The 25,646-nt window shown below is 69.1% G+C and carries 24 protein-coding genes and 1 riboswitch; of the genes, 16 read left to right on the top strand and 8 right to left on the bottom strand.

Annotation, left to right across the window (positions count from 1 at the left end; all coding sequences use genetic code 11):
- Positions 1–126: 126 nt before the first annotated feature.
- Positions 127–498 carry a nuclear transport factor 2 family protein gene (locus tag ACZ6DL_RS02070; protein WP_466048452.1) on the top strand — a complete coding sequence of 124 codons (372 nt, stop codon included), beginning with the start codon at positions 127–129 and terminating at the stop codon, positions 496–498.
- A gap of 397 nt (positions 499–895) precedes the next feature.
- On the opposite strand, the gene metE is transcribed toward ACZ6DL_RS02070, so the two are convergent.
- Positions 896–3,166, bottom strand: coding sequence for a 5-methyltetrahydropteroyltriglutamate--homocysteine S-methyltransferase (gene metE, locus ACZ6DL_RS02075; RefSeq protein ID WP_466049510.1), 2,271 nt, complete (start codon positions 3,164–3,166; stop codon positions 896–898).
- A 146-nt stretch (positions 3,167–3,312) separates the two neighbouring features.
- Positions 3,313–3,543, bottom strand: a riboswitch (cobalamin riboswitch).
- A 690-nt stretch (positions 3,544–4,233) separates the two neighbouring features.
- Between metE and ACZ6DL_RS02080 the strand changes: the two genes are divergently transcribed.
- From ACZ6DL_RS02080 to coaD, 3 genes are read left to right on the top strand one after another with little or no spacing between them, the layout of a single operon-like run.
- The gene (locus ACZ6DL_RS02080) at positions 4,234–7,638 is read left to right on the top strand and encodes a pyruvate carboxylase (RefSeq protein WP_466048454.1); all 3,405 of its coding nucleotides are present in this window, start codon (positions 4,234–4,236) and stop codon (positions 7,636–7,638) included.
- Positions 7,635–8,198 (top strand): 16S rRNA (guanine(966)-N(2))-methyltransferase RsmD, encoded by a 564-nt coding sequence (gene rsmD / locus ACZ6DL_RS02085; RefSeq protein ID WP_357955405.1) that lies wholly within the window; start codon positions 7,635–7,637, stop codon positions 8,196–8,198. Before ACZ6DL_RS02080 ends, rsmD begins: the two co-directional genes overlap by 4 nt.
- Positions 8,199–8,250: 52 nt before the next feature.
- Positions 8,251–8,736 carry a pantetheine-phosphate adenylyltransferase gene (gene coaD, locus ACZ6DL_RS02090; RefSeq protein WP_040868389.1) on the top strand — a complete coding sequence of 162 codons (486 nt, stop codon included), beginning with the start codon at positions 8,251–8,253 and terminating at the stop codon, positions 8,734–8,736.
- A 77-nt stretch (positions 8,737–8,813) separates the two neighbouring features.
- Here coaD and ACZ6DL_RS02095 read toward each other — a convergent pair whose 3' ends face one another.
- Positions 8,814–9,332, bottom strand: a complete 519-nt coding sequence (locus tag ACZ6DL_RS02095) for a GtrA family protein (protein ID WP_466048455.1) — start codon at positions 9,330–9,332, stop codon at positions 8,814–8,816.
- Positions 9,333–9,715: 383 nt separating this feature from the next.
- On the opposite strand from ACZ6DL_RS02095, the gene ACZ6DL_RS02100 reads away from it, so the two are divergent.
- The 12 genes from ACZ6DL_RS02100 (at position 9,716) to ACZ6DL_RS02155 (ending at position 21,514) form a co-directional block, all read left to right on the top strand.
- The gene (locus tag ACZ6DL_RS02100) at positions 9,716–10,462 is read left to right on the top strand and encodes a DivIVA domain-containing protein (protein ID WP_393230862.1); all 747 of its coding nucleotides are present in this window, start codon (positions 9,716–9,718) and stop codon (positions 10,460–10,462) included.
- A 97-nt stretch (positions 10,463–10,559) separates the two neighbouring features.
- Positions 10,560–11,189, top strand: coding sequence for a YceD family protein (locus ACZ6DL_RS02105; RefSeq protein ID WP_466049512.1), 630 nt, complete (start codon positions 10,560–10,562; stop codon positions 11,187–11,189).
- 52 nt (positions 11,190–11,241) lie between these two features.
- A complete protein-coding gene (gene rpmF / locus ACZ6DL_RS02110; protein WP_014987105.1) occupies positions 11,242–11,424 on the top strand; it encodes a 50S ribosomal protein L32 in 183 nt (60 codons plus the stop codon).
- Positions 11,425–11,446: 22 nt separating this feature from the next.
- Positions 11,447–12,160 (top strand): ribonuclease III, encoded by a 714-nt coding sequence (gene rnc / locus ACZ6DL_RS02115; protein ID WP_357033723.1) that lies wholly within the window; start codon positions 11,447–11,449, stop codon positions 12,158–12,160.
- Position 12,161: 1 nt separating this feature from the next.
- Entirely contained in the window at positions 12,162–13,022 is an 861-nt protein-coding gene (gene mutM, locus ACZ6DL_RS02120) for a bifunctional DNA-formamidopyrimidine glycosylase/DNA-(apurinic or apyrimidinic site) lyase (RefSeq protein WP_466048457.1), read from the top strand.
- Positions 13,023–13,086: 64 nt separating this feature from the next.
- Positions 13,087–13,668 (top strand): dihydrofolate reductase family protein, encoded by a 582-nt coding sequence (locus tag ACZ6DL_RS02125; RefSeq protein WP_040868378.1) that lies wholly within the window; start codon positions 13,087–13,089, stop codon positions 13,666–13,668.
- 28 nt (positions 13,669–13,696) lie between these two features.
- A complete protein-coding gene (locus ACZ6DL_RS02130) occupies positions 13,697–14,734 on the top strand; it encodes a PHP domain-containing protein (protein WP_466049513.1) in 1,038 nt (345 codons plus the stop codon).
- Positions 14,735–14,834: 100 nt separating this feature from the next.
- Positions 14,835–16,361 carry a PstS family phosphate ABC transporter substrate-binding protein gene (locus tag ACZ6DL_RS02135; RefSeq protein ID WP_466048458.1) on the top strand — a complete coding sequence of 509 codons (1,527 nt, stop codon included), beginning with the start codon at positions 14,835–14,837 and terminating at the stop codon, positions 16,359–16,361.
- 90 nt (positions 16,362–16,451) lie between these two features.
- Positions 16,452–17,561 (top strand): winged helix DNA-binding domain-containing protein, encoded by a 1,110-nt coding sequence (locus ACZ6DL_RS02140; protein WP_466048460.1) that lies wholly within the window; start codon positions 16,452–16,454, stop codon positions 17,559–17,561.
- Positions 17,562–17,911: 350 nt separating this feature from the next.
- Positions 17,912–19,108, top strand: coding sequence for a glycosyltransferase family 4 protein (locus ACZ6DL_RS02145; protein WP_466049515.1), 1,197 nt, complete (start codon positions 17,912–17,914; stop codon positions 19,106–19,108).
- Positions 19,105–21,234 carry an amylo-alpha-1,6-glucosidase gene (locus tag ACZ6DL_RS02150; protein ID WP_466048462.1) on the top strand — a complete coding sequence of 710 codons (2,130 nt, stop codon included), beginning with the start codon at positions 19,105–19,107 and terminating at the stop codon, positions 21,232–21,234. The genes ACZ6DL_RS02145 and ACZ6DL_RS02150 overlap by 4 nt, the downstream gene beginning before the upstream one ends.
- A 94-nt stretch (positions 21,235–21,328) precedes the next feature.
- Positions 21,329–21,514, top strand: a complete 186-nt coding sequence (locus ACZ6DL_RS02155) for a hypothetical protein (protein ID WP_357116330.1) — start codon at positions 21,329–21,331, stop codon at positions 21,512–21,514.
- Between the two features lie 72 nt (positions 21,515–21,586).
- Here the strand turns inward: ACZ6DL_RS02155 and ACZ6DL_RS02160 are convergent, their stop codons facing one another.
- The 6 genes from ACZ6DL_RS02160 to ACZ6DL_RS02185 form a co-directional block, all read right to left on the bottom strand.
- Positions 21,587–22,042 (bottom strand): DUF350 domain-containing protein, encoded by a 456-nt coding sequence (locus ACZ6DL_RS02160; RefSeq protein ID WP_062969855.1) that lies wholly within the window; start codon positions 22,040–22,042, stop codon positions 21,587–21,589.
- 64 nt (positions 22,043–22,106) lie between these two features.
- Entirely contained in the window at positions 22,107–23,270 is a 1,164-nt protein-coding gene (locus ACZ6DL_RS02165) for a glutathionylspermidine synthase family protein (protein WP_357033737.1), read from the bottom strand.
- Positions 23,271–24,083: a hypothetical protein gene (locus tag ACZ6DL_RS02170; protein WP_466048464.1), complete on the bottom strand. Its 813-nt coding sequence runs from the start codon at positions 24,081–24,083 to the stop codon at positions 23,271–23,273. It lies immediately after the preceding gene.
- 31 nt (positions 24,084–24,114) lie between these two features.
- The gene (locus ACZ6DL_RS02175) at positions 24,115–24,393 is read right to left on the bottom strand and encodes an acylphosphatase (RefSeq protein ID WP_357033741.1); all 279 of its coding nucleotides are present in this window, start codon (positions 24,391–24,393) and stop codon (positions 24,115–24,117) included.
- Positions 24,393–24,860, bottom strand: coding sequence for an OsmC family protein (locus tag ACZ6DL_RS02180; RefSeq protein ID WP_466048466.1), 468 nt, complete (start codon positions 24,858–24,860; stop codon positions 24,393–24,395). The genes ACZ6DL_RS02175 and ACZ6DL_RS02180 overlap by 1 nt, the downstream gene beginning before the upstream one ends.
- Before the next feature lie 98 nt (positions 24,861–24,958).
- Positions 24,959–25,642 carry a response regulator gene (locus tag ACZ6DL_RS02185; protein WP_466049517.1) on the bottom strand — a complete coding sequence of 228 codons (684 nt, stop codon included), beginning with the start codon at positions 25,640–25,642 and terminating at the stop codon, positions 24,959–24,961.
- Between the last annotated feature and the right edge of the window lie 4 nt (positions 25,643–25,646).

Genomic DNA, 25,646 nt, shown 5'->3' on the forward strand with positions numbered 1-25,646 from the left:
GTTTGCCGTCGCCTTGTGGATCGGGCATGAAAATGCCCACCGATCCCCTTCCCTACCGAGCGATTGCTTGGTTGAATCGAGGGGTCCGGCACCCGCCTTCCGGCAGCAGGAAAGTGAGCAGAACGAATGCCCGATCCCGACGAACTCGTGCGTGCGATGTGCCGAAGCTGGTCCGACCCCGATCCGGAGCGGATCAGCGCGTATTTCGCCGAGGACGCCGTCTACCACAACATCCCGATGGAACCCATCGTCGGCCGCACCGCCATCCGCGACTTCATCGCGGGTTTCCTGACCACCTTCGAGGCCATCGATTTCGACATCCATCACCAGATCGCCTCCGGCAACGTGGTGATGAACGAGCGCACCGATACCCTCCGCTCCGCGGGCCGCGAGACACCGCTGCCGGTCATGGGCTTCTTCGAGGTCGCCGACGGCGAAATCACCACGTGGCGAGACTACTTCGACATGGCCGCCATCAACCGGGCCTTCGGGCTGTAGAGCGGGACTCGGTCGAACAGGTCGTCCTCGAATTCGGCTGTGGGCGATCGAGTTCGACCGGCCTCGGTGGTGGCGATTGATTTCCGGATCGGATGGAACCGAATCGGGGGGCGGGCACGTCGAAGTAGGTAGGAGGGGAACCATTGTCCGGGGGTCGACATGCGAGGAGGGGTAGCCGATGGAGCGTTGTTCCGGGTGTCATACGGCGTGGCGGCGGGGGATGCGGGCGCGGGCGCGGGAGCTGCCGGTGACGCGGCGGGAGGAACCGTGCGATCGGTACACGCTGCGCCGTCGGCAACCACCGCGGCCGGAGCCGGAAACGGACTGCGGCTCTTGACGATTCGGTGCCCCCCTCGGGCGGCGAAGGGGGCACCGAACGCCGATGGGCGGGAGAAGGTTACCGGACGGCAGCCGCCGCGGCGACCATGTTGCGCAGTGAGGCTTCCACCTCGGCGCGTCCCCTGGTCTTCAGCCCGCAGTCGGGATTAACCCAGAGCCGTTCGACCGGAACAGCTTTCAGTGCGGCGTGCAGCGAAGTGGTGATCTCGTCCACGCTGGGCACCCGCGGAGAGTGGATGTCGTACACGCCGGGGCCGACGCCGAGGTCGAATCCCGCCGCGTTCAAGTCGTCGAGCACCTCCATGTGGGAGCGCGCCGCCTCGATCGACGTGACGTCGGCGTCCAGCCCGGCGATCGCATCGATCACCTCGCCGAATTCCGAGTAGCACAGGTGCGTGTGGATCTGCGTCGCATCGGACACTCCGGAGGTCGCGATCCGGAACGATTGCACCGACCACTCCAGGTACCCGGGCTGGTCGGCCGCGCGCAGCGGAAGCAGTTCACGCAGGGCAGGCTCGTCGACCTGGATGATCCGGATGCCCGCCGACTCGAGGTCGACGGTCTCGCCGCGGATCGCCAGCGCCACTTGGCGGGCCGAGTCGCCCAACGGCTGGTCGTCGCGTACGAACGACCACGCCAGAATGGTGACCGGTCCGGTCAGCATGCCTTTCACGGGCTTGTCGGTGAGCGACTGCGCGTACGCGATCCACTCGACGGTCATCGGCTCCCGTCGCGCGACGTCACCGAACAGGATCGGCGGCCGCACGCAGCGGGTCCCGTAGGACTGCACCCATCCCTGCTCGGTCGCCGCGAACCCGTCGAGTTGCTCGGCGAAGTACTGCACCATGTCGTTGCGCTCCGGCTCGCCGTGTACCAGCACGTCGAGCCCCAATCGCTCCTGTAGCGCGATGACCTCCGCGATCTCGGCGCGCATCCGGCGGACGTACTCCGCCTGGTCGATCTCGCTCTTGCGCAGCGCGGCGCGCGCAAGCCGGATGGCCGAGGTCTGCGGGTAGGAACCGATCGTCGTGGTCGGCAGCGCGGGTAGCCGCAAACGGTCCCGTTGCAGTTCTCGGCGTTGTTCGGCGGGTGCGCGGCGGACGGCGTCGGGCCCGAGCGCGGCCAGTGCGGCCCGCACCCGCGGATCGTTCAGCCGCGGATCAGACCTCCGCGACGCCAGCGCCGCACGCACCTCGGCCAACTCGGCGTCGATCGCTTGCGCACCGTCGCTCAGCGCGGTCGCGAGCAGGCGGACCTCGGTCACCTTCTCCGCGCCGAACGCCAGCCAGGAGCGCAGCCGCTCGTCCAAACCCGTCTCCGCGGCCAGCGTGTAGGGCACGTGCAGCAGCGAGCACGAGCTCGAAACGGCCACCTGCGCAGCGGATCCCCGCAACGGACCGAGGGTGGCCACTGCGCGGTCGAGATCGGTGCGCCAGACGTTGCGACCGTCCACGACCCCCGCGACGATCAGCTTCCCGGTCAGCGCGGGCACGTCGGCCACCGCGGCGACATCGGCGCCGGAGGTGAAGTCGAGGGCCACTCCTTCTATACCGGTGCTCGCCAGCGCAGGCAGCGCGGCGTTCGGCTGCCCGAAGTAGGTCGCGACGAGGATCGCCGGACGCTCGGCGGCGTCGGCGAGTTCCGCGTAGGTGACCTGCACCAGGCCGATCTCCTCCGCCGTGAGGTCGGTGACCAGCACCGGCTCGTCGATCTGCACCCACTGGGCACCGGCGACGGCGAGCCTGCGCAGCAGTTCCCGATACAGCGGCAGCAGTTCGATCAGCCGGGCCAGGGCCGAGCCGCCGCTCGCCTTGGCCAGCTTCAGGAAGGTGATCGGGCCGATCACCACCGGTCGCGCAGGCACGCCCAGCTCGAGCGCCTCCCGCAGTTGCGCCAGCAGCTTCTCCGGGTGCAGCGAGAAGGCGGTCTCGGGGCCGATTTCCGGCACCAGGTAGTGGTAGTTGGTGTCGAACCACTTGGTCATCTCCAAGGGCTCCACCGTTTCGGTGCCGCGCGCGGCGGCGAAATACCGATCCAGCGGGTCGGCTATCCCGGCGACCCGGGGCGGCAGCGCGCCCAGCAGTTCGGCGGTGTCGAGCATCTGGTCGTAGTAGGAAAAGGTGCCGACCGGAATCGAGTCCAGGCCCGCGGCTCGCAAATCGGTGAGCTGGGCCCGCCGCAGGTCGCGCGCCACGGCGTGCAACCGGCCCGCGTCGATCTCGCCTGCCCAATAGGCTTCGGTGGCCCGCTTCAGTTCACGCCGGGGCCCTACTCGCGGAAGCCCGAGAACCGTCGCGGTGAACGGCTTCTGCTGTGCAACAGTCACGATGTCTCTCCATTGCTGTGGACGAAAGCCATCGCCTTACGGGCAGGCGGAGAACCTTATGACATGCCGGTGATTTCCCGGCCGAGGAGCCCGACACGTCAGCTGGTGATCCGCGCGCCCAATCCACGAGGCGGTGGCCGCCGGGTACGGCGTACCCGGCACGACTGGCAGGTCTTCGGACTCGCGGGCACCGGCCGTGCGGGCCGGCGTACGCCGGAGTGCTCCCGATGGCCGACCTACTGGCCGTCGCTTCCCGGGTCGCGGAGCCTTCCGGCTCGGTGAAACCCAGTGCCTGGTGACGGCGGTCGTTCCTGCATACCGCTGCGGGACAGTCCCGGATTCCCACCGGGTTCCCTCTCGCCCGCCGTAACGTCGCCGCACGGGCGGGCTCGACTCCGTCGCGCGACGTCGGGGCTCCATCTCGTCGTGCTGCGGTGAACCAGCTGCACTCTCAGCATAGGACGCGGTGCGGCCGCCAGGAACGACCGACCCGGGATCGGGAGCCGCTGCCGCGGCCACCTGCGGTCGGATAGGAGCCGCACGGCGGAAGCCCACCGGTGTCGGCCCCGCGGACGCGAAGTCGTCCGGTGGCGCGCCGCGAGCGACCTCACATCGGATATTTGCCCGAGACGATCGCCGCGGACCGATTCGGCGCCGGCTTGCGTTCCGGCTATCGGCAGGACCGGGCACGCCGATTCGCATCGACCGTTCCCGGAATTCCCGGGTCGTGCGCGGAATCGGATCGGCTCTTCGCCGATACCTGGCGGCGGCTACCGGAGATCCGCACTCCCGAACTCGTCGTGGGCGTGGTTCGCCCGTGTGCGGCCGCGGCCGCGGCGGCGTGCCGAGGTATCGAGGCCGAGCCCGGCCGTCGGTCGACCGCGCGGCGGCCACCGGTACCCCACCTCGGACCGGCTCCGGCCGCCGGGCAGCACACCGGTTGCTGCGGCGCCGCCCATGTGTCGGCGCTGTGAACGCAACTTCGCAACGGTGCTAGGCGGTCTTGTGAAGAGGTTTGCGAAGGGGGATTCCATGTCGGTGCGGTTCACGCGGCCGGGTACCTTAGGTCAATGTTCTCGAAAGTCTTGGTTGCCAACCGTGGCGAGATCGCCATCCGAGCCTTCCGCGCGGCTTACGAACTCGGCATCGGGACGGTCGCCGTGTTTCCCTACGAGGACCGCAATTCGGTCCATCGGTTGAAGGCGGCGGAGTCGTACCAGATCGGCGAGCCGGGTCATCCGGTGCGGGCCTACCTGTCGATCGAGGCGATCATCGAGGCGGCCAAGTCGGCGGGCGCGGACGCGATATACCCGGGATACGGGTTCTTGTCGGAGAACCCCGATCTGGCTGCGGCGTGCGCCCGCGAGGGCATCACGTTCATCGGCCCGTCGGCCGAAGTGCTCGAACTCGCTGGTAACAAGGCGCGCGCCATCGAGGCGGCCAAGGCGGCCGGTCTGCCGGTGCTGCGTTCGAGCGCACCGTCGTCGGACGTGGAAGAGTTGCTGGCCGCGTCGCGCGAGCTGGAGTACCCGATCTTCGTCAAGGCGGTCGCCGGTGGTGGCGGTCGCGGGATGCGCCGGGTCGCCGCGCCGGAGCAATTGCGCGAGTCGATCGAGGCGGCCTCCAGGGAGGCGGAGTCGGCGTTCGGTGACCCGACGGTGTTCCTCGAGCAGGCGGTGGTGAACCCTCGCCATATCGAGGTGCAGATCCTGGCTGATCAGCACGGCAATGTGATGCACCTGTTCGAGCGGGACTGCTCGGTGCAGCGTCGGCATCAGAAGGTGATCGAGCTGGCGCCCGCGCCGAATCTGGACCCCGCGCTGCGTGAACGGATCTGCGCCGACGCGGTCGCCTTCGCCAGGCAGATCGACTACTCGTGTGCGGGCACCGTGGAGTTCCTGCTGGACGAGCGCGGCAACCACGTCTTCATCGAGATGAACCCGCGCATCCAGGTGGAGCACACGGTGACCGAGGAGATCACCGACGTGGACCTGGTGCAGTCGCAGCTGCGCATCGCGGGCGGGGAGACGCTCGAGCAGTTGGGCTTGAGCCAGGACGCGGTGACGATCAGGGGCGCGGCCCTGCAGTGCCGGATCACCACAGAGGACCCGGCCAACGGGTTCCGTCCCGACACCGGCCGCATCACCGCCTACCGCACCCCCGGCGGCGCGGGCATCCGCCTGGACGGCGGTGCGAACCTGGGCGCCGAGATCGGCGCCTACTTCGACTCGATGCTGGTCAAGCTCACCTGCCGCGGTCGCGACTTCGGCGCGGCGGTGGCGCGGGCGAGCCGGGCGCTGGCGGAATTCCGCATCCGCGGTGTGGCCACCAACATCCCGTTCCTGCTCGCGGTGCTGGACGATCCCGACTTCAAGGCGGGCCTGGTCACCACCTCCTTCATCGAGGAGCGTCCGCAGCTGCTGACCCTGCGTCAATCCGCCGACCGGGGCACCAAGATCCTCGACTACCTGGCCGACGTCACGGTGAACAAGCCGCACGGCGAGCGGCCGACCACGGTGTACCCGCACGACAAGCTGCCCGCGATCGATCTGAGCGTGCCGCCGCCGGACGGCTCGCGCCAGCGGCTGCTGCGGCTGGGGCCGGAGGGCTTCGCGCAGGCGCTGCGGGCGCAGAAGGCGGTCGGCGTCACCGACACCACCTTCCGCGACGCGCACCAGTCGCTGCTGGCCACCCGCGTGCGCACCAACGGCCTGCTGGGAGTGGCGGGGCATGTGGCGCGGTTGACGCCGGAGCTGCTGTCGGTGGAGTGCTGGGGCGGCGCGACCTACGACGTGGGCTTGCGATTCCTGTACGAGGATCCCTGGGAGCGGCTGGCGGCCTTGCGGGAGGCGATCCCGAATATCTGCTTGCAGATGCTGCTGCGTGGCCGCAACACCGTCGGCTACACCCCGTATCCGGAAGCGGTGACCCGCGCGTTCGTCTCCGAGGCGACTGCCACCGGTATCGACATCTTCCGTATCTTCGACGCCCTCAACAACGTCGACCAGATGCGCCCTGCCATCGACGCGGTCCGCGAGACCGGCACCGCGGTCGCCGAAGTCGCGATCAGCTACACCGGCGATCTGGCGAATCCGGACGAGACGCTCTACACCCTGGACTACTACCTGAAGCTGGCCGAGCAGATCGTGGACGCGGGCGCGCACGTGCTCGCGATCAAGGACATGGCCGGACTGTTGCGCGCTCCGGCCGCGACCAAGCTGGTCACCGCGTTGCGCGGCAATTTCGATCTGCCGGTGCACGTGCACACCCACGACACCCCCGGCGGGCAGTTGGCCACCTACCTGGCCGCCTGGCAGGCCGGCGCGGACGCCGTCGACGGCGCGAGTGCCGCGATGGCCGGTACCACGAGCCAGCCCGCGCTCTCGGCGATCGTCGCCGCGGCGGCGCACAGTGAGTACGACACCGGGCTGAACCTGCAGAACGTCTGCGACATGGAACCGTACTGGGAGGCGCTGCGGAAGGTGTACGCGCCGTTCGAGTCCGGGCTACCCGCGCCGACGGGTCGCGTCTACACCCACGAAATCCCCGGCGGGCAGTTGTCGAACCTGCGTCAGCAGGCCATCGCGCTCGGGTTGGGTGACCGGTTCGAGGAGGTCGAGGCGAAATACGCCGCCGCCGACCGGCTGCTCGGGCGTCTGGTGAAGGTCACCCCGTCCTCGAAGGTCGTCGGCGACCTGGCGCTGGCGCTGGTGGGCACCGGCGTCGAGGTCGAGGACTTCGCCGCCGACCCCGGCCGCTACGACATCCCGGACTCGGTGATCGGGTTCCTGCGCGGCGAACTGGGCACCCCCGCCGGTGGCTGGCCCGAACCGTTCCGCAGCAAGGCACTCGCCGGGCGCGGCGCGGCCAAACCCGAGACACCGTTGACGCCCGCGGAGGAGAAGGCCCTGGCCGGTAGCTCCGAGGAGCGTCGGGCGACGTTGAACCGGCTGCTGTTCCCCGGCCCCACCGCCGAATTCCTCGCCCACCGCGAGAAGTACGGCGACACCTCCGGGTTGTCGGCCAACCAGTTCTTCTACGGCCTGCGTCGCGGCGATGAACACCGGGTGCAACTGGAGAAGGGCGTCACCCTCCTCATCGGCCTGGAAGCCATCTCCGAACCCGACGAGCGCGGCATGCGCACGGTGATGTGCATCCTCAACGGGCAGTTGCGGCCCATCTCGGTGCGCGACCGGTCGATCGCCAGCGAGATCCCTGCGGCGGAGAAGGCCGACAAGACCAATCCCGGCCACGTCGCGGCGCCGTTCGCCGGTGTCGTCACTCTCGCGGTGTCCGAAGGCGATTCGGTGACGGCGGGGGACACCATCGGCACCATCGAGGCCATGAAGATGGAAGCCGCGATCACCGCGCCCCGTGCGGGCACCGTCGGCCGCGTCGCCATCGGCGCCGTGCAGCAGGTCGAAGGCGGTGACCTGCTCATCGAACTGGCGGTCCGGGAGTCGTCGGCCGGATGACGCGGATCGTCGCGGGAACGGCGGGTGGGCGGCGCCTGCGGGTGCCGCCGTCGGGCACCCGCCCGACCTCCGACCGCGTGCGGGAGGCGCTGTTCAGCGCGTTGGACGCCCGGCTGGATTTCGCGGGCGCGCGCGTGCTGGACCTGTACGCGGGTTCCGGCGCGCTCGGGCTGGAGGCGCTGTCGCGTGGCGCCGAGCACGCGCTGCTCGTCGAGTCCGACCGCAAGGCCGCGGCCGTGGTCCGCGGCAACATCGCCGACCTCGGGCTGCCCGGCGCCGAACTGCGGGTCGCGACCGTGGCCGGCGTACTGCGTCAGGGCGGGGCGGGCCGCTTCGACGTGGTCTTCTCCGACCCGCCCTACGCGGTGGACAACGCCGCGGTGCTGGCCGATCTGCGGGCGCTGACCGAGCACGGTTGGCTGCGTCCCGGGGCGTCGGTGGTGCTGGAGCGTTCGGCGCGTTCGCCCGAAACAGCCTGGCCCGCAGGCTTCGTCCCGGCCAAATCGCGACGGTACGGCGAAACACGCATCGATCTCGCGGAGTTCGAGCCGGACGGGTAGGCGCGGTCCGGCCGCACGTGCCCGCCGACGGTCGCCCTGCTAGCGTCGCCTCATGGCAGGAGCACTGTGCCCCGGGTCGTTCGACCCCGTGACCTACGGACACCTCGACGTCTTCACCCGGGCCGCGGCCCAGTTCGACGAGGTCGTCGTCACCGTCTTGATCAACCCGAAGAAGCAGGGCATGTTCACCGTCGAGGAGCGCATCGAGCTGCTGCGTGAGTCGACCGCGCACCTGGGCAACGTGCGTGTGGAGTCGTGGCAGGGCCTGCTGGTCGACTTCGCCCGCGAGCAGGGCGTCACCGCGATCGTGAAGGGCCTGCGCGACGCGGGCGACTTCGGCTACGAACTGCAGATGGCGCAGATGAACAAGAAGCTCTCCGGGGTGGACACCTTCTTCATCGCCACCAACCCGTCGCTCAGTTTCCTGTCCAGCTCACTGGTCAAGGAGGTCGCGGCGTACGGCGGCGACGTCGCCGACATGCTGCCGCCTTCGGTGCACAAGCGCCTCCTCGACCGCCTGGCCGAGCGCGAGAACTGACGGAGCGACAAGCCCTGAACCTGGCCGGGTCCCGCCGCACCGGTACGCCCTGAGTGCTGCGAAGAGGCGGAACCGGCTCAGAACACCAGGCCGCGCAGTGCCAGGAAACGCATGCCGCCGACGGCGGCGGTGATGGCGAGGATTCCGGCGGCCTGGGCGATGCCCCCGAGGCCGGGGGCCCACACGCCGAGTGCGGCAAGCGCGGCGGTCGTGACGCCGAGGCCGACCATCGCCAGCCCGCCGCCTTCCCACTGTGCCGTGAACCAGCCGACCCGTCCCGCCGCGTGGAAGGTGAGCTGACGGTGCAGCTCGTTGGCGATCATGGTGCTGACGACGGAGCCGACGACATTGGCGAGCAGCGGCCCGGCGCCGTGCATGGCGAAGAACAGCAGGACATAGGCGATATTGCTGGACCCGCCGACCAGCGCGAACCGGATCAGCTGAGCAAAGGCGCGATCGCCGCGCAGATACTGGGCGAGCTGTCCGAACCTGCTCGCGACCGCGGTGGCAGGCAACGCGGGGTATGGGCCGCCCCACGGCACGAAGAAGCTGGTGGCGCTCACTCCCGCCGGTCGCGGTAGTTCCAGAACAGTCATCGTCTTTCCGATCGAACACAAGCCATCGGCTGGGACAACGGCGAGGGTGATCGCTCACCTGTTCCGTCGACTCTGGACAGGTTCCGTTCGTAGCTCATGGTCAGGAATCGCTGACACATCGGAGCCTGTCGACATTCGACGGCGGGTTGCCCATACCTCCGGCTTTTTCGTCCGCGATCCGGGGGGAACGCGGTAGGTGTCGAAGGTCTTGGTCGACCTTCCAGAAAAATGTAACACGAAGCGGAGAGGAGGTCTCCACTTGATTCTGTGGCGTGCGAGACACTGGCACGACACACCGGAAAGTGACTCGGCACGAGCCGTGACGAGGGGCACACTGGGCTGGGCGGAGAGTTTCGCCGTGAGTCCGCAGGAGGGTAGTGAGCATGTATCGCGTATTCGAAGCGCTCGACGAACTTGTCGCCATCGTCGAAGAGGCGCGTGGCATCCCCCCGACCCGAAGCTGCATCGTGCCGCGTGGCGATGTGCTCGAACTACTCGACGACGTCCGGGACGCGCTGCCCGGCGAACTCGACGACGCCCAGGACGTGCTCGACCATCGGGACAAGATCGTGTCCGATGCCAGGACCGCGGCCGAGACCGCCGTGACCGGAGCGAACGAGCAGGCCGAGCACACCATCACTTCGGCGCGCGAGGAAGCCGATCGCATCCTGGCCGACGCCAAGGCGCACGCCGACCGGATGGTCGCCGAGGCGAGTGCGCACGCCGATCACCTGGTCGCCTCCGCTCAGGAGGAGGCCGCTCGGGTGGTGGCCGACGGCAACGCCGAGTACGAGGCGGTGACCGGCCGGGCGCGCGTCGAGTCGGACCGGATGATCGAGGCGGGCAAGGCCGCCTACGACCGCTCCGTCGCCGAAGGCCTCGCCGAGCAGGAGCGGCTGGTCACGCAGACCGAGGTGGTCCGGGCCGCGCACGCCGAGTCGGCCAGGGTGATCGACGCCGCGCACGCCGAAGCCGATCGCCTGCGCGAGGAATGCGATCACTACGTCGACTCCCGGCTGGCCGACTTCGAGGAGACGCTGACCAGCACGCTGCGCACGGTCGGGCGGGGGCGTCATCAGCTGCGCAGTGGCACGGGCGTACCCGACTACGCCAGCGAATTCCGCAGGTAGCGGCGCCGAGCGCGAGGGGCTGCGTTTGGGAGCGCACCGCCTGTTCGCGTATTGTGGACTGGTTGCCCATACCCCCTCGAGCGTGAGTGAGTTCGTGATGTCCGCCGGTTCCGGTTCCGCGTCGCGTCCCAAGTCGGCCAAGCGCCGGTTGCCGGACGCCGGTTTCGTGCTGGACGCCCGCAGCCTCGGCCGCAGGCCGGGGACCATGCGCGAGCTGCGCCGCACCGTCACCACGGAGAATCGGATCGGTCTGGATCTGATCGCCGTTCCCGTGGGCGCGCAGGTGGAGCTCGACCTGCAGTTGCAGGCGGTATCCGAAGGTGTGCTGGTCACCGGCGCCGTCACCGCGCCGATCGAAGGGGGGTGCTCGCGCTGCCTGGAGCCGTTCGGCGACGAGGTCACCCTGCGGGTGACCGAGTTGTTCGCCTACCCGGACAGCGCCACCGAGCAGACTACCGAGGACGACGAGGTCCACCGCCTGATCGACGACACCATCGATCTGGAGCCCGTGGTGATCGACGCCGTCGGTCTCGAGCTGCCGCTGCAGCCGCTGTGCTCGCCGGATTGCGCGGGACTGTGCCCGGAATGCGGCGTACGGATGGCGATTGCGGGATCCGACCACGGGCATGAGATACTTGACCCTCGCTGGGCCGGACTGGCTAAGTTCGCCTCCGGATCGCCCGGCACAGGCAGCCCCGACGAGGGTGCGGCCGACCGAGACCACTGAGCAAGACCGATCAGCCGAACCGGCAGAGCAATTAGACAGAGGAGAAGTAGTCGTGGCCGTTCCCAAGCGCCGGATGTCCCGTTCCAACACCAGGTCGCGGCGCAGCCAGTGGAAGGCCACCGCGCCGACCCTGATCACCTGCCCGAACCGCGCCTGCGGCGAGAAGACCCTGCCGCACATCGCCTGCCCGTCCTGCGGCACCTACAAGGGCCGCCAGGTCACCGCCGCGGTCTGATCGTTAGACCTGTCGTAGCGACGTGACCGACGAACCCGACTCGTCCGGTGAACACGCGAGCCTGCTCGCCGCCCTAGGCGTCGATCTGCAGCCGGATCTTCTGCGTCTCGCGCTGACCCATCGGTCGTACGCGTATGAGAACGGCGGTCTGCCGACGAACGAGCGTCTCGAGTTCCTCGGCGACTCCGTGCTCGGGCTGAGCATCACCGAACGGCTGTATCACGAGCATCCCTCGAAGTCCGAGGGTGAACTGGCCAAGCTGCGCGCGAGCGTGGTGAACATGCGCGCGCTCGCGGAGGTAGCCCGTGGGCTCGGCGATGGCGGCCTCGGTGTGCACCTATTACTGGGCAAAGGCGAAGAACTCACCGGCGGCCGGGACAAAGAGAGCATCCTCGCCGATGGCATGGAGTCACTGCTCGGCGCCGTGCACTTGGAGCACGGCATCGAGGTGGCTCGTGCCGTGGTGTTGCGGCTGTTCGCCGAGCTGCTCGAGCGCGGACCGCGAATGGGCGCCGGACTGGACTGGAAGACGAGCCTGCAGGAACTCACCGCCGAGCGTGGTCTCGGTGTGCCCAGCTACGAGATCACCTCGACCGGGCCCGACCACGACAAGGAATTCACCGCCACCACGGTGATCGGTGGCCGGGCCTACGGGCAGGGTGTCGGCCGGTCCAAGAAGGAAGCCGAGCAGAAGGCCGCGGGGGCCGCCTACGAGGCGCTGACCGCCGAAACCTGACGTGCCCGAACTACCCGAGGTCGAGGTCGTGCGACGCGGCCTCGCCGAGCATGTGGTCGGCCGGGTCGTGGAATCGGTGGCGATCACCCATCCTCGCTCGGTGCGCCGCCATCTCGAAGGCGCCGCCGATCTCGCCGCGCGGTTGACCGGCCTGCGGGTCGAGTCGGCCGAGCGGCGCGGCAAATTCCTCTGGCTCACCTTCGACGACCCGGAAGCCGCCTTGGTCGTGCATCTGGGCATGAGCGGTCAGATGCTCGTCCAGCCCGCCGACGCGCCGCTGGAGAAGCACGCCCATATCCGCGCCACCTTCGGCGATGGTACCCAGCTGCGTTTCGTCGACCAGCGCACCTTCGGTGGCTGGGCGCTCGCGCCGCTGGTCGAGGTGGACGGCACCCTGGTACCGCAGCCGGTCGCGCACATCGCCCGCGACCCGCTGGATCCGCGTTTCGACCCCGATTCCGTGGTCGCCGTCGTCCGGGGCAAGCAGAGTGAGATCAAGCGCGTCCTGCTCGATCAGGGCGTCGTCTCCGGGATCGGCAACATCTACGCCGACGAGGCGCTGTGGCGCGCGAAGATCCACGGTGGCAGGCTCGCCTCAGGACTGTCCAGGCCCGCGGTGCGCGGATTGCTCGCCGATGTGGCCACGGTGATGGGCGAAGCGCTCGCCGCGGGCGGTACCTCGTTCGACGCACTCTATGTGAACGTCAACGGCCAGTCGGGCTACTTCGAACGCGCCCTGGCCGTATACGGTCGGGAGAACGAGCCGTGTCGCCGGTGTGGTGCGCCTATCATCCGGGAGCGGTTCATGAACCGCTCGTCCTACTCCTGCCCGCGCTGCCAGCCGAAGCCTCGCCGTCGCTAGCGCGGGCGGGCTACCGTTTCCTCAGGGCGGTTCGGAATGTCAGCCGGCCGTGAGGAAGGGAAGCATGCGCAAGCTCACCTATTACGTCGCGTCGACGATCGATGGATTCATCGCCACCGAGGATGGCTCGGTCGACTTCTTCCCGGTCGGCGGCGACCACGGTCCGTCGATCAACGCGCAGTACCCCGAGACGCTGCCCACCAAGGTCCGCGAGGCGCTCGGGGTGGAGGAGCACAATCGCTATTTCGACACCGTCCTGATGGGGCGCAAGACGCACGACTTCGGCGTCCGTACCGGCACCTCCACGCCGTACGCGCACCTGCGGCAGTTCGTGGTCTCGACCACGCTGCCCGAGAGCCCCGATCCGGCCGTCGAGCTGATCTCGGAGAACCCGGTCGAGAAGGTTCGTGAACTCAAACGGGAGAGCGGGCTGGGCATCTGGCTGTGCGGCGGCGGCGAACTGGCGCAGGTGCTGCTGCCGGAGATCGACCAGATCTTCCTCAAGCTCTACCCGATCGTGCTCGGCCGCGGCCGCCCGCTGTTCGGCGCCGGGTCGCGGCTGCCCGAACCCGCCAAGTTCCGGGTGATCACCAGCACCGTGTTCGAGGACGGCGTGGCCTTCGTCAAATACAGCCGGGTGCGCTAGCACGGTGCCCGACCAGGATCCGAGCGGAATGCCGGACCGGGCCGCGGCGCCCGGTCCGGAGGCGGCGCTGCGGGAGATCGGCTTCTGGCTGGAGCGCTCCCGTGCGGAGACCCACCGCGTGAAGGCCTACCGGCGCGCCGCCGACGTCGTCGCGGGATTGCCCGCCGACGAGCGCGCGGTGCGCCGATCGGCAGGCAGCTGGACCGAACTGGCAGGCATCGGGCCCAAGACCGCCGCCGTCATAGAGCAGGCGTACGCCGGTGTGGTGCCGCGATACCTGGCCGAGTTGCGCGCGGCCGCCCAGCCGATCGGGGCGCCGGGCAAACCGTTGCGGGAACAGTTGCGCGGCGATCTGCACACGCACTCGAACTGGTCCGACGGTGGCAGCCCGATCGAGGAGATGATGCGCGTCGCGGCGGCGCTCGGGCACGAATACTGCGCCCTGACCGACCATTCGCCGCGACTGACCGTGGCCAACGGCCTGTCCGCCGACCGACTGCGCAAGCAACTCGACGTAGTCGCCGAACTCAACGACCGGATGGCGCCGTTCCGCATCCTCACCGGCATCGAAGTGGACATCCTCGACGACGGCACGCTCGACCAGCAGGCGGATCTGCTCGCCCGCCTGGACATCGTCGTGGCCAGCGTGCATTCGCACCTGCGCGACGACAGCGCGACCATGACCAAGCGCATGGCGTACGCGGTCGCCGACCCCAACGTCGACGTGCTCGGCCACTGCACCGGCCGCCTGGTCGCGGGTGGACGCGGCACCAGACCGGAGTCGACGTTCGACGCCGAGGTGGTGTTCGAGGCGTGCCGCACCTACGGCACCGCCGTGGAGATCAACAGCAGGCCCGAACGACTCGATCCGCCTTCGCGATTGCTGCGACTGGCCGCCGAGATGGGGTGCTACTTCTCGATCGACACCGACGCGCACGCCCCGGGACAGCTCGACTGGCAGGGCTACGGTTGCGAGCGCGCGCTCGCGAACGGTGTCGCGCCGGAACGGGTGATCAACACCTGGCCGTTGGCGGATCTCTCGGCCTGGACTCGCGCGCGAGCGTGACCGCCGGGTTAACTGTTGCCGAACACTTCGACTTCGCCTCGGTCGGTAGGCGATCGCCGCCGAGAATGAGGGCCACACGGATTGCTGGGGGGATCGACTGGTGGGCGACTTTCCGCTCGAAATCGTACTGGCGCTCATCGGTATCGCGGTGCCGATCGGCGCGTTCCTGTGGGAGTTCGTCTTCGCCGGCCGCAGGCGGCTCGGCTATCGAGTACAGATGGACACGCCGGTCACCGGCGAGATCGAGTCGGTGTTCCCCGGTGTGCTTCCGCAGCTGCGCCCCTCGGCCGACGGCGCCAGCCCGGACCTGAAGGACATCTCGGTCGTGCTGGTGCGCATCGAGAACAGCGGCGTCACGACCATCGACAGTCATGACTACAAGGCGCCGGAAGCCGCGCGGATCGGTTTGCACCTGCGCTTTCCGCAGCGCCGCGTGATCGGCATGGCGGTCAACGAACTCAGCGATCCCGCGTTGGCCGACAACCTCGACGCCGACTCCGGCATCGCGGTACGCGAGGACACCGACGGGCACATCGGCGTGATCGACCTGCCGAAGGTGCCGCTCGGCCCCGGCGATCACTACAAGATCCTGGCGATCCTGCAGCGTTCCGAAGGTGTGGGCGAATACCCGCAACCGGTGCTGCGCGGCGGCATCAAAGCCGGCCGGATCATCGAGACCCGCAGCCGCACCGGAATTCCGCTGATGATGGTCGCGCTCACGATATTCCTGGTGCTGGTGATCGTCGTCCAATTGGTGGTGGCCGCGCTGGAGCCGTCGCCGACGCCACTGGAATGCGCCTCGGGCAAACTGACCGTGACCGGGTCGTCGGCGTTCGGCCCGGTGGTCAGGGAAGCCGCCGAGCAGTATCGGAAGCATTGCACCGGTGCGGAATTCGCGTTCGGCTTCGAGGGCACCGAGCGTGGATTGGACCGGCTCGCCGAGGAGGGCGCGGGCAACTCCGGATTGCTCGCCATCACCGACGGTGCGAAGGGCAGCGGTTATCCGTCGTTGGTGCACCGTCCGCTCGCCTTGTCGCTGTTCACCATGATCGTGCATCCCGGCGTCGGCGTCCGGGATCTCACCGTCGCCCAGATCCGGGATCTGTACCGGGGCGGCATCGGCAACTGGCGCGAGGTGGGCGGACCCGACCTGCCGGTGGTGCTGGTCAACCGCACCCCGGGTTCCGGTTCGCGCAACACCTTCGAACGCAGGCTGCTCGACGGCACTCAGCCGGATCGCCCACACGTGAGCTGCACGGCGCTGAAGGGCACCGTCACCACCGCGCCCGCGCACTGCGAGGTCCAGGTCACGGCCGACATGCGCAAGGCGGTGGCCGAGATCCCCGGAGCCATCGGCTATACGGAGTTCTCCGAGGCCGTCGACGCGAGCCTGCCGACCCTGGTGATCGACGGCGTCGGCGCAGGCCGCGAGGCCGCAGTGCGCCGCGCCTACCCCTTCTGGGGAGTCGAGTACGCCTACACCCACGGCGAGTTGCCCGGCGACTCGCTCGCCGCGAGCTTTCTGCACTTCCTGACCGATCAGACCGGCAAGGAGGTGCTGCGCGCGCACGGCAACGCGCCGTGCGCCGACTTGCCCGATCCCGGCCGCTGCTTACCGGATCAATGAACACCGGACGCCGTCGCGGGCACCCGTGGCACGGTGCGCACGCTTCGCGGGGAGCGTCGAGATGTCGGTGGGCTCGGCGAGGATGGGCGCATGACGGAACTATCACTGCGCGAGCTGAATCGGACGCTGCTGGTGCGCCAGAAGCTGGTGGAGCGGGTCGCCCTGCCCCCGCTCGAACTGGTCCGGCATCTGGTCGCGGTGCAGGGCCAGGAGCCGAACTGGCCCTATGTGGGGCTGTGGTCGCGCCTCGCGGAGTTCCGGCACGACGATTTGGCCGCGCTGCTGCGTGACCGCAGGCTGGTGCGCTCCACCATGATTCGCCGGACCGTCCACCTGGCCGATGCGGCGGACTACCGCTGGCTGCGGCCGACGGTGCAACCGGTGGTCGACGCCGCGCTGAAAGCGCCGTATTTTCGTGACGAGATCGACGGCGTCGACCTGGGAGCGCTCGCGGCCGCCGGACGTGAACTGCTCGCCGGACAGCGGCTGCGCCGCCGCGAACTGGGTGACCTGCTCGCCCGGCGTTTCCCGGACCGGCACACGCGCAGGCTCGCCGAAACCGTCGAGTTGCTGGTCCCGTTGACGCACGGCCCCGAGACCGGCGCGTGGGGGCGGTGGCGCAATCGGCAGGTCACGGTCGGTCTGGCCGAGGAATGGACGGGCCTGCCCATGGCCGAGGTGGCCCAGCCCGAGACGCTGGTCCTGCGCTACCTAGCCGCGTTCGGTCCGGCGACGGTGGCGGATATGCAGGCGTGGGCGGGTATCACCCGGCTGGCCGAGGTCGTCGACGACCTGCGCACCCGGCTGCGCGTGTTCACCGACGACCAGCACCGCGTGTTGTTCGATCTGCCGGACGCGCCGTTGGCCGAGCCGGATCTGCCCGTGCCCGTACGCTTTCTGCCCGCCTTCGACAACGCGCTGCTGGGCCACAAGGACCGCCGCAGGATCATCAGCGAGGAAGACCGGAAGCGCACCGCCAAGGAGGCTTCCGCGGGCGTGCCCATGTATCTGGTCGACGGTTTCGTGCACGGCCGCTGGTCGCTGGAGGGCGCCACGCTGCGCATCATGCCCTGGCATCCGCTGTCCGCGACCGAGGAGGCGGCGGTGCGCGCGGAAGCGGAAGATTTGCTGTCGTTCATCGTCGCGGGTGGCGACGCCACCGCGGCCGGCTGCGAACCGCAGGTCGTCCTCGAGGGGTGAGACGCGCGGCAACCGGCTGTCGGAGAAGACGGGGCCACCGGACTACCCATCGGTAGCTGAACAATCGCTGGACGACGGGATTTTTCCCCAACTGTGGTTTGAACCACACCGCCTGAGGTACCTCCCACTCGGCCCCCCTGATCATGCCGAAAGCGTGACCAGGCCAACCAAGCCCCATGGACGGCGGTGCAGCTAGGTCTTCACCTCCGCCGCGGGGGCCACTTAGTTCAGTTCGGCGCCCGGTACTCCGAGTGCTGGGTGAATGCGAGTGTTACTTGGTTGTCCCTGGAAGGAGGGTCATGAGCGCGCTTTCCGTGCCGATTTCCGCGCAGGCGTCGTCCGATCTGGAGATGCCGTCGTGCGACTACGTGTCGACAGATCGCTCCAGCGGTCCGTTCCGGATCGCGATGGTCGTGCCGCCGTACTTCGACGTCCCGCCCAAGGCATACGGCGGTGTCGAGGCCGTGGTGGCCGATCTTGTCGACGCACTGGTGGCCCGTGGCCACGACGTGACTCTGCTTGGCGCGGGGGAACCAGGGACGAAGGCCAAGTTCGTGCCGGTGTGGGACCGGGCGCTGCCCGAGCGTCTCGGGGAGCCGTTTCCCGAGGTCGTACACGCGTTGCGGGTGCGCCGCGCCATCGAGAAGCTCGTGGCCACATCGGGTGTCGACCTGGTGCACGACCACACCTTCGCAGGCCCGCTCAACGCGTCCGTCTTCCAGGGCATGGGCCTGCCGACGGTACTGACCGTGCACGGGCCGGTGGAGGACGACATCTACCGCTACTACCAGGATCTGGGCGACGAGGTGGCGCTGGTCGCGATCAGCGACCGGCAGCGCGAGCTGGCGCCCGGCCTGAATTGGACCGGGCGCGTGCACAATGCGCTGCACGTCGACGACTGGCCCTTCCGTGTCGAGAAGGACGACTACGCGCTGTTCCTCGGCCGGTTCAACGAATGCAAGGCCCCGCACCTGGCGCTGGAGGCCGCGCACGCGGCGGGCATCCCGCTGGTGCTGGCCGGTAAGTGCAGCGAACGTCCGGAACAGGCGTACTTCGAGGAGAAGGTACGGCCGATGTTGACGGACAACGATCACGTGTTCGGACTCGCCGACGCGGCGGCCAAGCGTAAGCTGCTTGCCAATGCGCGTTGCCTGTTGTTCCCAATCCGCTGGGAGGAACCGTTCGGCATGGTGATGATCGAATCCATGGTTTGTGGCACGCCGGTGGTCGCGTTGCGCGGCGGGGCGGTGTCCGAGGTGATCGTCGACGGCGTGACCGGCCGCATCTGCGAGGATCCCGCCGAATTGCCCGCGGCCATCGAAGAGGTCCGCGGCATCGACCCGTATGCCTGCCGAGCCCACGTGCAGGCCAATTTCGGGTCCGACACGCTCGGCTTCGGGTACGAGCAGGTGTATCGCCGTCTGCTGCGTTCCAAGCGGCGGTTCGGCGCCGCGCCACTCGACATCGCGGCGCCCGCGGTCGCGCCGCTCGACACCACGGCGACCGGCGCCGCGCCCGTCCGGATCGCGGCGAGCGGATTGGCGTGAGCGGTGCCACCCCGTTGACCCCGGCCCCCCTGAACTCCGGTGAGTCCACCGGGTTCGGGGGGTCCGGTTCGGTGACCCTGGTCGAAGGCGGCACGTTCTGCCTGTCCAATCGGCTCGGTGACGTCGAACCGGGCAAGCCGCACGGCTTGTTCTTCCGGGACGCACGCGTGCTGTCGCGCTGGGAGTTGCTGGTGAACGGCAAACCCGCCGAGTCGCTTTCGGTGCTCAGTCCGGAGGCGTTCGCCGCCAGGTTCGTGTTGCGCAGGCCCCCGCAGGCGGGCCTGGCCGACAGCACGCTGCTGGTGGTGCGCGAACGGATCGTGGCCGACGGCATGCACGAGCTGATCACACTGGAGAACATGGGCCGCGAGCCCACCGCGGTGCTGCTGGAACTGCATGTGGACGCCGACTTCGTCGACCTCTTCGCGGTGAAGGAAGGCCGGGCGGGGCACGCGCGGGCCGACGTGACGGTCGCCGACGGCGAACTGGTGCTGCACGACCACGCCGACCGCAGCCGGGGAATATCGATCTCCGCCACGGTGGAACCCGAGGTTCTTCCGGGTTCGCTGCTGTGGCGGGTGATCGTGCCGGTCGGCGAATGCTGGCAGACCGAGATCATCGCCCAGCCGACGGTGGGAAACCAGCGATTCCAAGCCGTGTCGCCGGGGGAGCACTACAACGTCAGCGCGCCGGGCCGCAAGATCGAGGCGTGGCGCGACACCGCCACCGACATCGCCGCGTCCGACCCGGCGCTCACCCGCGTGCTGCGCCGCACCGAGAGCGACTTGGGCGCGTTGCAGATGCACGACGAATCCGGCAACGCCCGCCCCTTCGTCGCCGCGGGTGCGCCGTGGTTCATGACCCTGTTCGGCCGCGACAGCCTGCTCACCGCGTGGATGGCGCTACCGCTGGAGGTCGATCTGGCGCTGGGCACCCTCGAGCAGCTGGCGGAACTGCAAGGGCAGGACGTGAACCCGCTCACCGAGGAGGAACCCGGACGCATCATGCACGAGATGCGCCGCGGCCCGGCGGGCGGGCAGGTGTTCGGTGGCAACATCTATTACGGATCCGCCGACGCCACGCCGCTGTTCGTGATGCTGCTGGCCGAATGCCATCGCTGGGGCGCCGACTCCGAGGTGATCCGGCAACTGCTGCCCGCCGCCGACGCCGCGTTGCGCTGGATCACCGACTACGGCGACCGGGACGGCGACGGCTTCGTCGAGTACCGCCGCGCCACCGACCGCGGCCTGATCAACCAGGGGTGGAAGGACAGTTTCGACGGAATCAACGACGCCACCGGCCATATCGCCGAGGCGCCCATCGCGCTGTGCGAGGTGCAGGGCTATGTGCACGCCGCGATGCTGGCCCGGGCCGAGCTGGCCGAGGCGTTCGACGACCCGCGCCTGGCCGGCCTGCTGCGCGAACGCGCCGCGGAGTTGCGGGTCAAGTTCGCCGAACAGTTCTGGCTGCCCGACCGTGGCTGGTACGCCGTGGCGCTGGACGGTGGCAAGCGGCAGGTCGACGCGCTGACCAGCAATGTGGCGCACTGTCTCTGGTCGGGTATCGCCACCGACGAGCACGCGGCCGAGCTGGTGGCGCGCATGGCGGCTCCCGAGATGGACTCCGGCTTCGGGCTGCGCACCTTGGCCTCGAATATGGGCGCCTACAACCCGATGAGCTATCACTGCGGTTCGATCTGGCCGCACGACACGGCGATCGCGGTGGCGGGGCTGCTGCGCTACCGGCACGTGCCCGGTGCGGTGAAGCTGGCAACCCGGCTGGCCACGGGCCTGCTGGACGCGGCGGCGGCGTTCGAGGGGCGCCTGCCGGAGCTGTTCTGTGGTTTCCCCCGGTCCCGATTCGCCACGCCCGTGCCGTATCCGACGTCCTGCTCGCCGCAGGCGTGGGCGAGCGCGGCGCCGCTGTTGCTGGTGCGCTCGTTCCTCGGACTCGACCCGGACACGCCGAGCAGGACGCTCACCGTGCGGCCGCAGCTACCGGCGCGGTGGGGCAAGGTCTCGCTGCGCGCGCTGCGGCTCGGTGCGACCACCGTCGATCTGGAGGCCGAGGGCGCGCAGATCACCGCGGCACGCGTGCCCGACGACTGGCGGCTGGTGACCCGGTGAGCCACACCGGTTGCCGAGCGGCCCGAGCGGGTATGCCTCCGGCGTAAGGACATTGCAAGCCTTCTCGCACCGATACCAGCACGGGAGGTGCACGATGCAGACATCGCTGGATACGCAGGACCTCTGGCGGAGCCGATACCGGGACTGTTCGGCGGACCCGACAGACCTCGACCTCGATCGCGCGCTGTTCGTCCGCGGCGTGCACGCCGGTCACGGTCCGGAGTGCCGCCAGTACCTCGCCGCGGCGGCGTACTGTCTCGACCACGCGGACGAGCACTGACCAGCGGCCGCGCCGCTGCGAGGGATGCCGGGCCGGTACCGAACGTCGGGCCCGATGAGATCGCGGATACGCCTAGAGGATCGCGAAGGCGACGACCAAGCCGAGCGCGAAATGCGCGGCCGCCACCACGAGTACCTCGGTGGTGTAGGTGTCGGCGTGCAGCGCGGTGCCGATGTCGATGCCGAGCGCCCGCTCGATCACGCGCACCGAGATGACCTGGGCGACAATGCCGACCAGGCCGAACACCAGCGCGGCGATCAGGCCCTCGGACAGCTTGCCGCCGCCGCCCACGGCGAAGATGGCGAGCACGACGATGAACGCCATGCTGATCATGCCCGCGGCGGTGACGATGACGGCGTTCGGCTTGCCCGCCACCACCAGTTTGCGCAGCTTGCCCGGTGTGGTCAGGTCGATGGCGTAGAAGCCGACGAGCATGAGCACCAAGCCGACGAGGGCGTAGAGGATGATCGCTCCCACACCCTCGCCCAGCGAACTCCAGTACCCCGATTCCAGGGCGACTGCGGTCATCTTGATCCTTCCGAGAGGGATTGGCGGGCGGCCGAGATTAGTTCGTGCTTGCCGGTGACGAGGCTCAATCGGTGATGCGGTGCGGGACGAAGGCGGAGCCGTCGTCGGTGATCAGTCCCGCGGTCTCGCGGATGCCGAGGCCCGCCGCGGCGTCGCCGACGATCCACGCGCCGAGCACCGGACGCATGTCGTCGAATTCCGGCAGCGGGTCGAGCAACTGGTACACGTAACCTTCCTCGCCGTAGACGCCACCGGTAGCGGTCTCCAGACCCGCGCCGACGATCGTCATATTGGCGCCCTCGCGTCCCAGCTTCGGTTTACGGATGTACTCGGTGAGCTCGTTGGGCTGGTCGAGATAGGCGGGCAGCAGATTCGGGTGGCCCGGGTACATCTCCCACAGCACCGCCAGGATCGCCTTGTTGCTCAGCAGCGTCTTCCACAGCGGCTCGATCCACATGGTCTCCGGCAGGCTGTCCACGACGCGCTTGCCGAAATCGTCGTCGAGCGCCCACTCCCACGGGTAGAGCTTGAAGATCGCCTCGATCGGAGCCTCCGCCAGATCGACGAACCGTTCCAGCGCGGAATCGAAGCCGATCTCCTCGATCGGCAGCGCGATGGTGTCGAACCCGGCCTCGGCCGCGGTCTCCTGCATGTAGGCGGTGGTGACGTTGTCCTCACCGGTGGCGTCCGCGCCGGACCAGGTGAAATGCAACTGCGCGCTGGGAAGTACGTCGCGCAGCTCGCCCCACCGCTCGACCAGCTTCTCGTGCAACGAGTTCCACTGGTCGCCGCCGGGGTAGCGGTCGGTCAGCCAATGCCACTGCACGATCGCCGCCTCCAGCAGCGAGGTCGGCGTGTCCGCGTTGTACTCCAGCAGTTTCGCCGGGCGCCGCGCGTCGTAACGCAGATCGAAGCGCCCGTAGACGTGCGGGTCGGAGCGCCGCCAGGATTCGGCGATCGGGCCCCAGCTCCATTCGGGCAGGCCGAAATCGGCGTACCGCTCGGTCAACACGATGTGCTCCACCGCGTTCAGGCACATCGAGTGCAGCAGTTCGACGTCGGCCTCCAAGGCGAGGATCTCCGGCATCTCGAACTCGTAGTGCACCGACTCGTCCCAGTACGGCCGCGGCTGACCGCTCGCGTCCCGTCCCGGCGAACCGTAGACCAGGCCCTGTCCCTCGATGATCTGCTGCCAGCCCGCCCGGGGCGTATCCCGCACGCGCCGCATCTACGAACCTCCGCCGGTGCTCTTGCTGCCCAGGCCGCCGCGCTGGATCGTGGTGCCGCTCTTGGTCTTGATCTCGGCGCCTTTCGGTTTGATGGTGGTGCCGCCGGTCGGCGGTCTGCCGACGGTGCCGGTGCCGCCGTAGTAGTAGCGGTACTGCGGTCCGCCGCCGAGGATGATCAGACCGGGACCGACACCGGTGTCGCCGATGAAACCGGGACGACCGTCGCCGCAGTGGGAGTCGTCCACCACGATCTCTTGGCCGTTCTCGACTTTCACGCACTGAGCGGTGACCCGGTCCGGCGCGGTCAAGGCGCGATAGGTCAGGTAGCCGCCGCCGACCAGCGCGGCTACGCCGACGATGGCGGCACCGCCGATCATGACGCGCTTGCGGGTGCGCTTCTTGGCCTCCTCGGCCGCCGCGGCCGCGCGCTGCGCTTCTTCGGCGCGCTTGCGGGCCTTGTCCCTCGCCCGTAGCTCGGCCACCGTGGGCGGGCGGGGCTGGGTCACGCCGGCTTCTTGCCGCTGGATACTGCCGGGACGCGGCGGGTGCTCGGCGGGTGGTTGCTGCTCGGCCGGACCGCTCGGGCTGCCGGGCGGCACCGAAGTGGGCGTGGACCAGTCGGTATCGGACTGCTCGGGGCCACCCGGCGTGGAAGCGGGTTCCGTGCCACCGGAGACGGGCGTCGACCAGTCCTGTTCGTCGCCGGACCCGGGTGTGGCCGCGGTCGGTTCGTTCTCGTCGGGACGTGGCGTCCCGGACGGCCGCTGGGGATCGTCCCGGCGCTCGTCGTCACCCGGATTCCGCGTGCTCACCGCTGTGCCCCCCTCGTCGCCCGAACCACCACTACCGCTCCTCGAAACCGGTCAAATCACCCCGCGCGGGCTCCCAGCTTTCCACAACCAACCTGACCTGACCAGGAGTATCGCCGGAACGCAGCTGTGCGAGCAACCGCTCGCAGGCCGGTCGCGGCCCCTCGGCGACCACATGCACCCGGCCGTCCCTGGCATTCCTCGCCTGCCCGACCAGCCCCAGCTCCAGCGCCCGCGACCGAGTCCACCAGCGGAAACCCACGCCCTGGACCAGGCCGTGCACCCAGGCGCTCAACCGAACGGCCTCGTCCATCAGGCCTCGACGTCGAACGACAGCGTCACCTTCGATCCCGCCTTCAGCGTCCGTCCCACCGTGCAGACCTTGTCGATCGCACGCTGCACGGTGACCAGCAACCGCTCGCGGGCCTCGTCGTCGAGTTCGCTGAGATCGAGTTCGAACACTTCGTCCAGCTGCGGGTAGACCTCGTTCTCCCGGTCGGCGTCGCCGGAGACGCGGATGGTCGCGTCGAAGTTGTCGCCGAGTTTGCGCGACAGCGGGAAGTCCGCGCTCAAGCCGGAGCAGGCGGCCAGCGCGATCTTCAGCAGCTCGCCGGGGGTGAACACACCGGGGACGCCCTGCGAACCGATCAGGACCTCGGCGCCACGGGAGCTGCGTCCGGTGTAGGCCCTGGTTCCGGTGCGCTCGACCCACAGCGTGGTGGGCTCCGGCGCGCTCGGCGCCGCGGTGGCGGTGGTGGGTGTAGCGGTGTGTTCAGCCATGGGTTCGATCCTGCCATTGTCGTCGCAATCAACTCGCGCGCCTGGCAACGCCGTGCCCCGTCGCGCCATTCCGCGCCGTCGGCGGCCCGTGGCCGGGATTACTCCTGGAACCGGTAACCCATGCCCGCCTCGGTGAGCAGATGCTTCGGGCGCGACGGATCGTCCTCCAGTTTGCGGCGCAATTGCGCCAGATAGACCCGCAGGTAGTGGGTCTCGGTGGCGTAGGACGGGCCCCAGACCTCGCGCAGCAGTTCGCGCCGCCCGACCAGCTTGCCGCGATTGCGGACCAGCATCTCGAGCATGCCCCACTCGGTGGGCGTGAGGTGCACGGTATGGCCTCGCTTGGTGACTCTCTTGGCGGCCAGGTCGACGGTGAACGAGTCGGTGGTCACCACCGGGGCCGAGGCGTCGGAGTCGGTGGCGCCGCGCCGGACGGCGGCCCGCAGCCGGGCCAGCAGCTCGTCCATGCCGAACGGTTTGGTCACGTAGTCATCGGCGCCCGCATCCAGCGCTTCGACCTTGTCGGCGGAATCCGTCCGCGCCGACAGCACGATCACCGGCGCCGAGGTCCAGCCGCGCAATCCCGCGAGCACCTCGATGCCGTCCATGTCCGGCAGGCCGAGGTCGAGGATCACGACGTCCGGGTGCCGGTCGGCGGCCGCGCGCAGACCCGCGCCACCGGTCGCGGCTGTGATCACCTCGTAGCCACGGACCGACAGGTTGATCCGCAGCGCGCGCACGATCTGCGGTTCGTCGTCGACCACGAGCACCTTCGTCGCCATCGCC

This window comes from Nocardia sp. NPDC041819 (assembly GCF_055590505.1).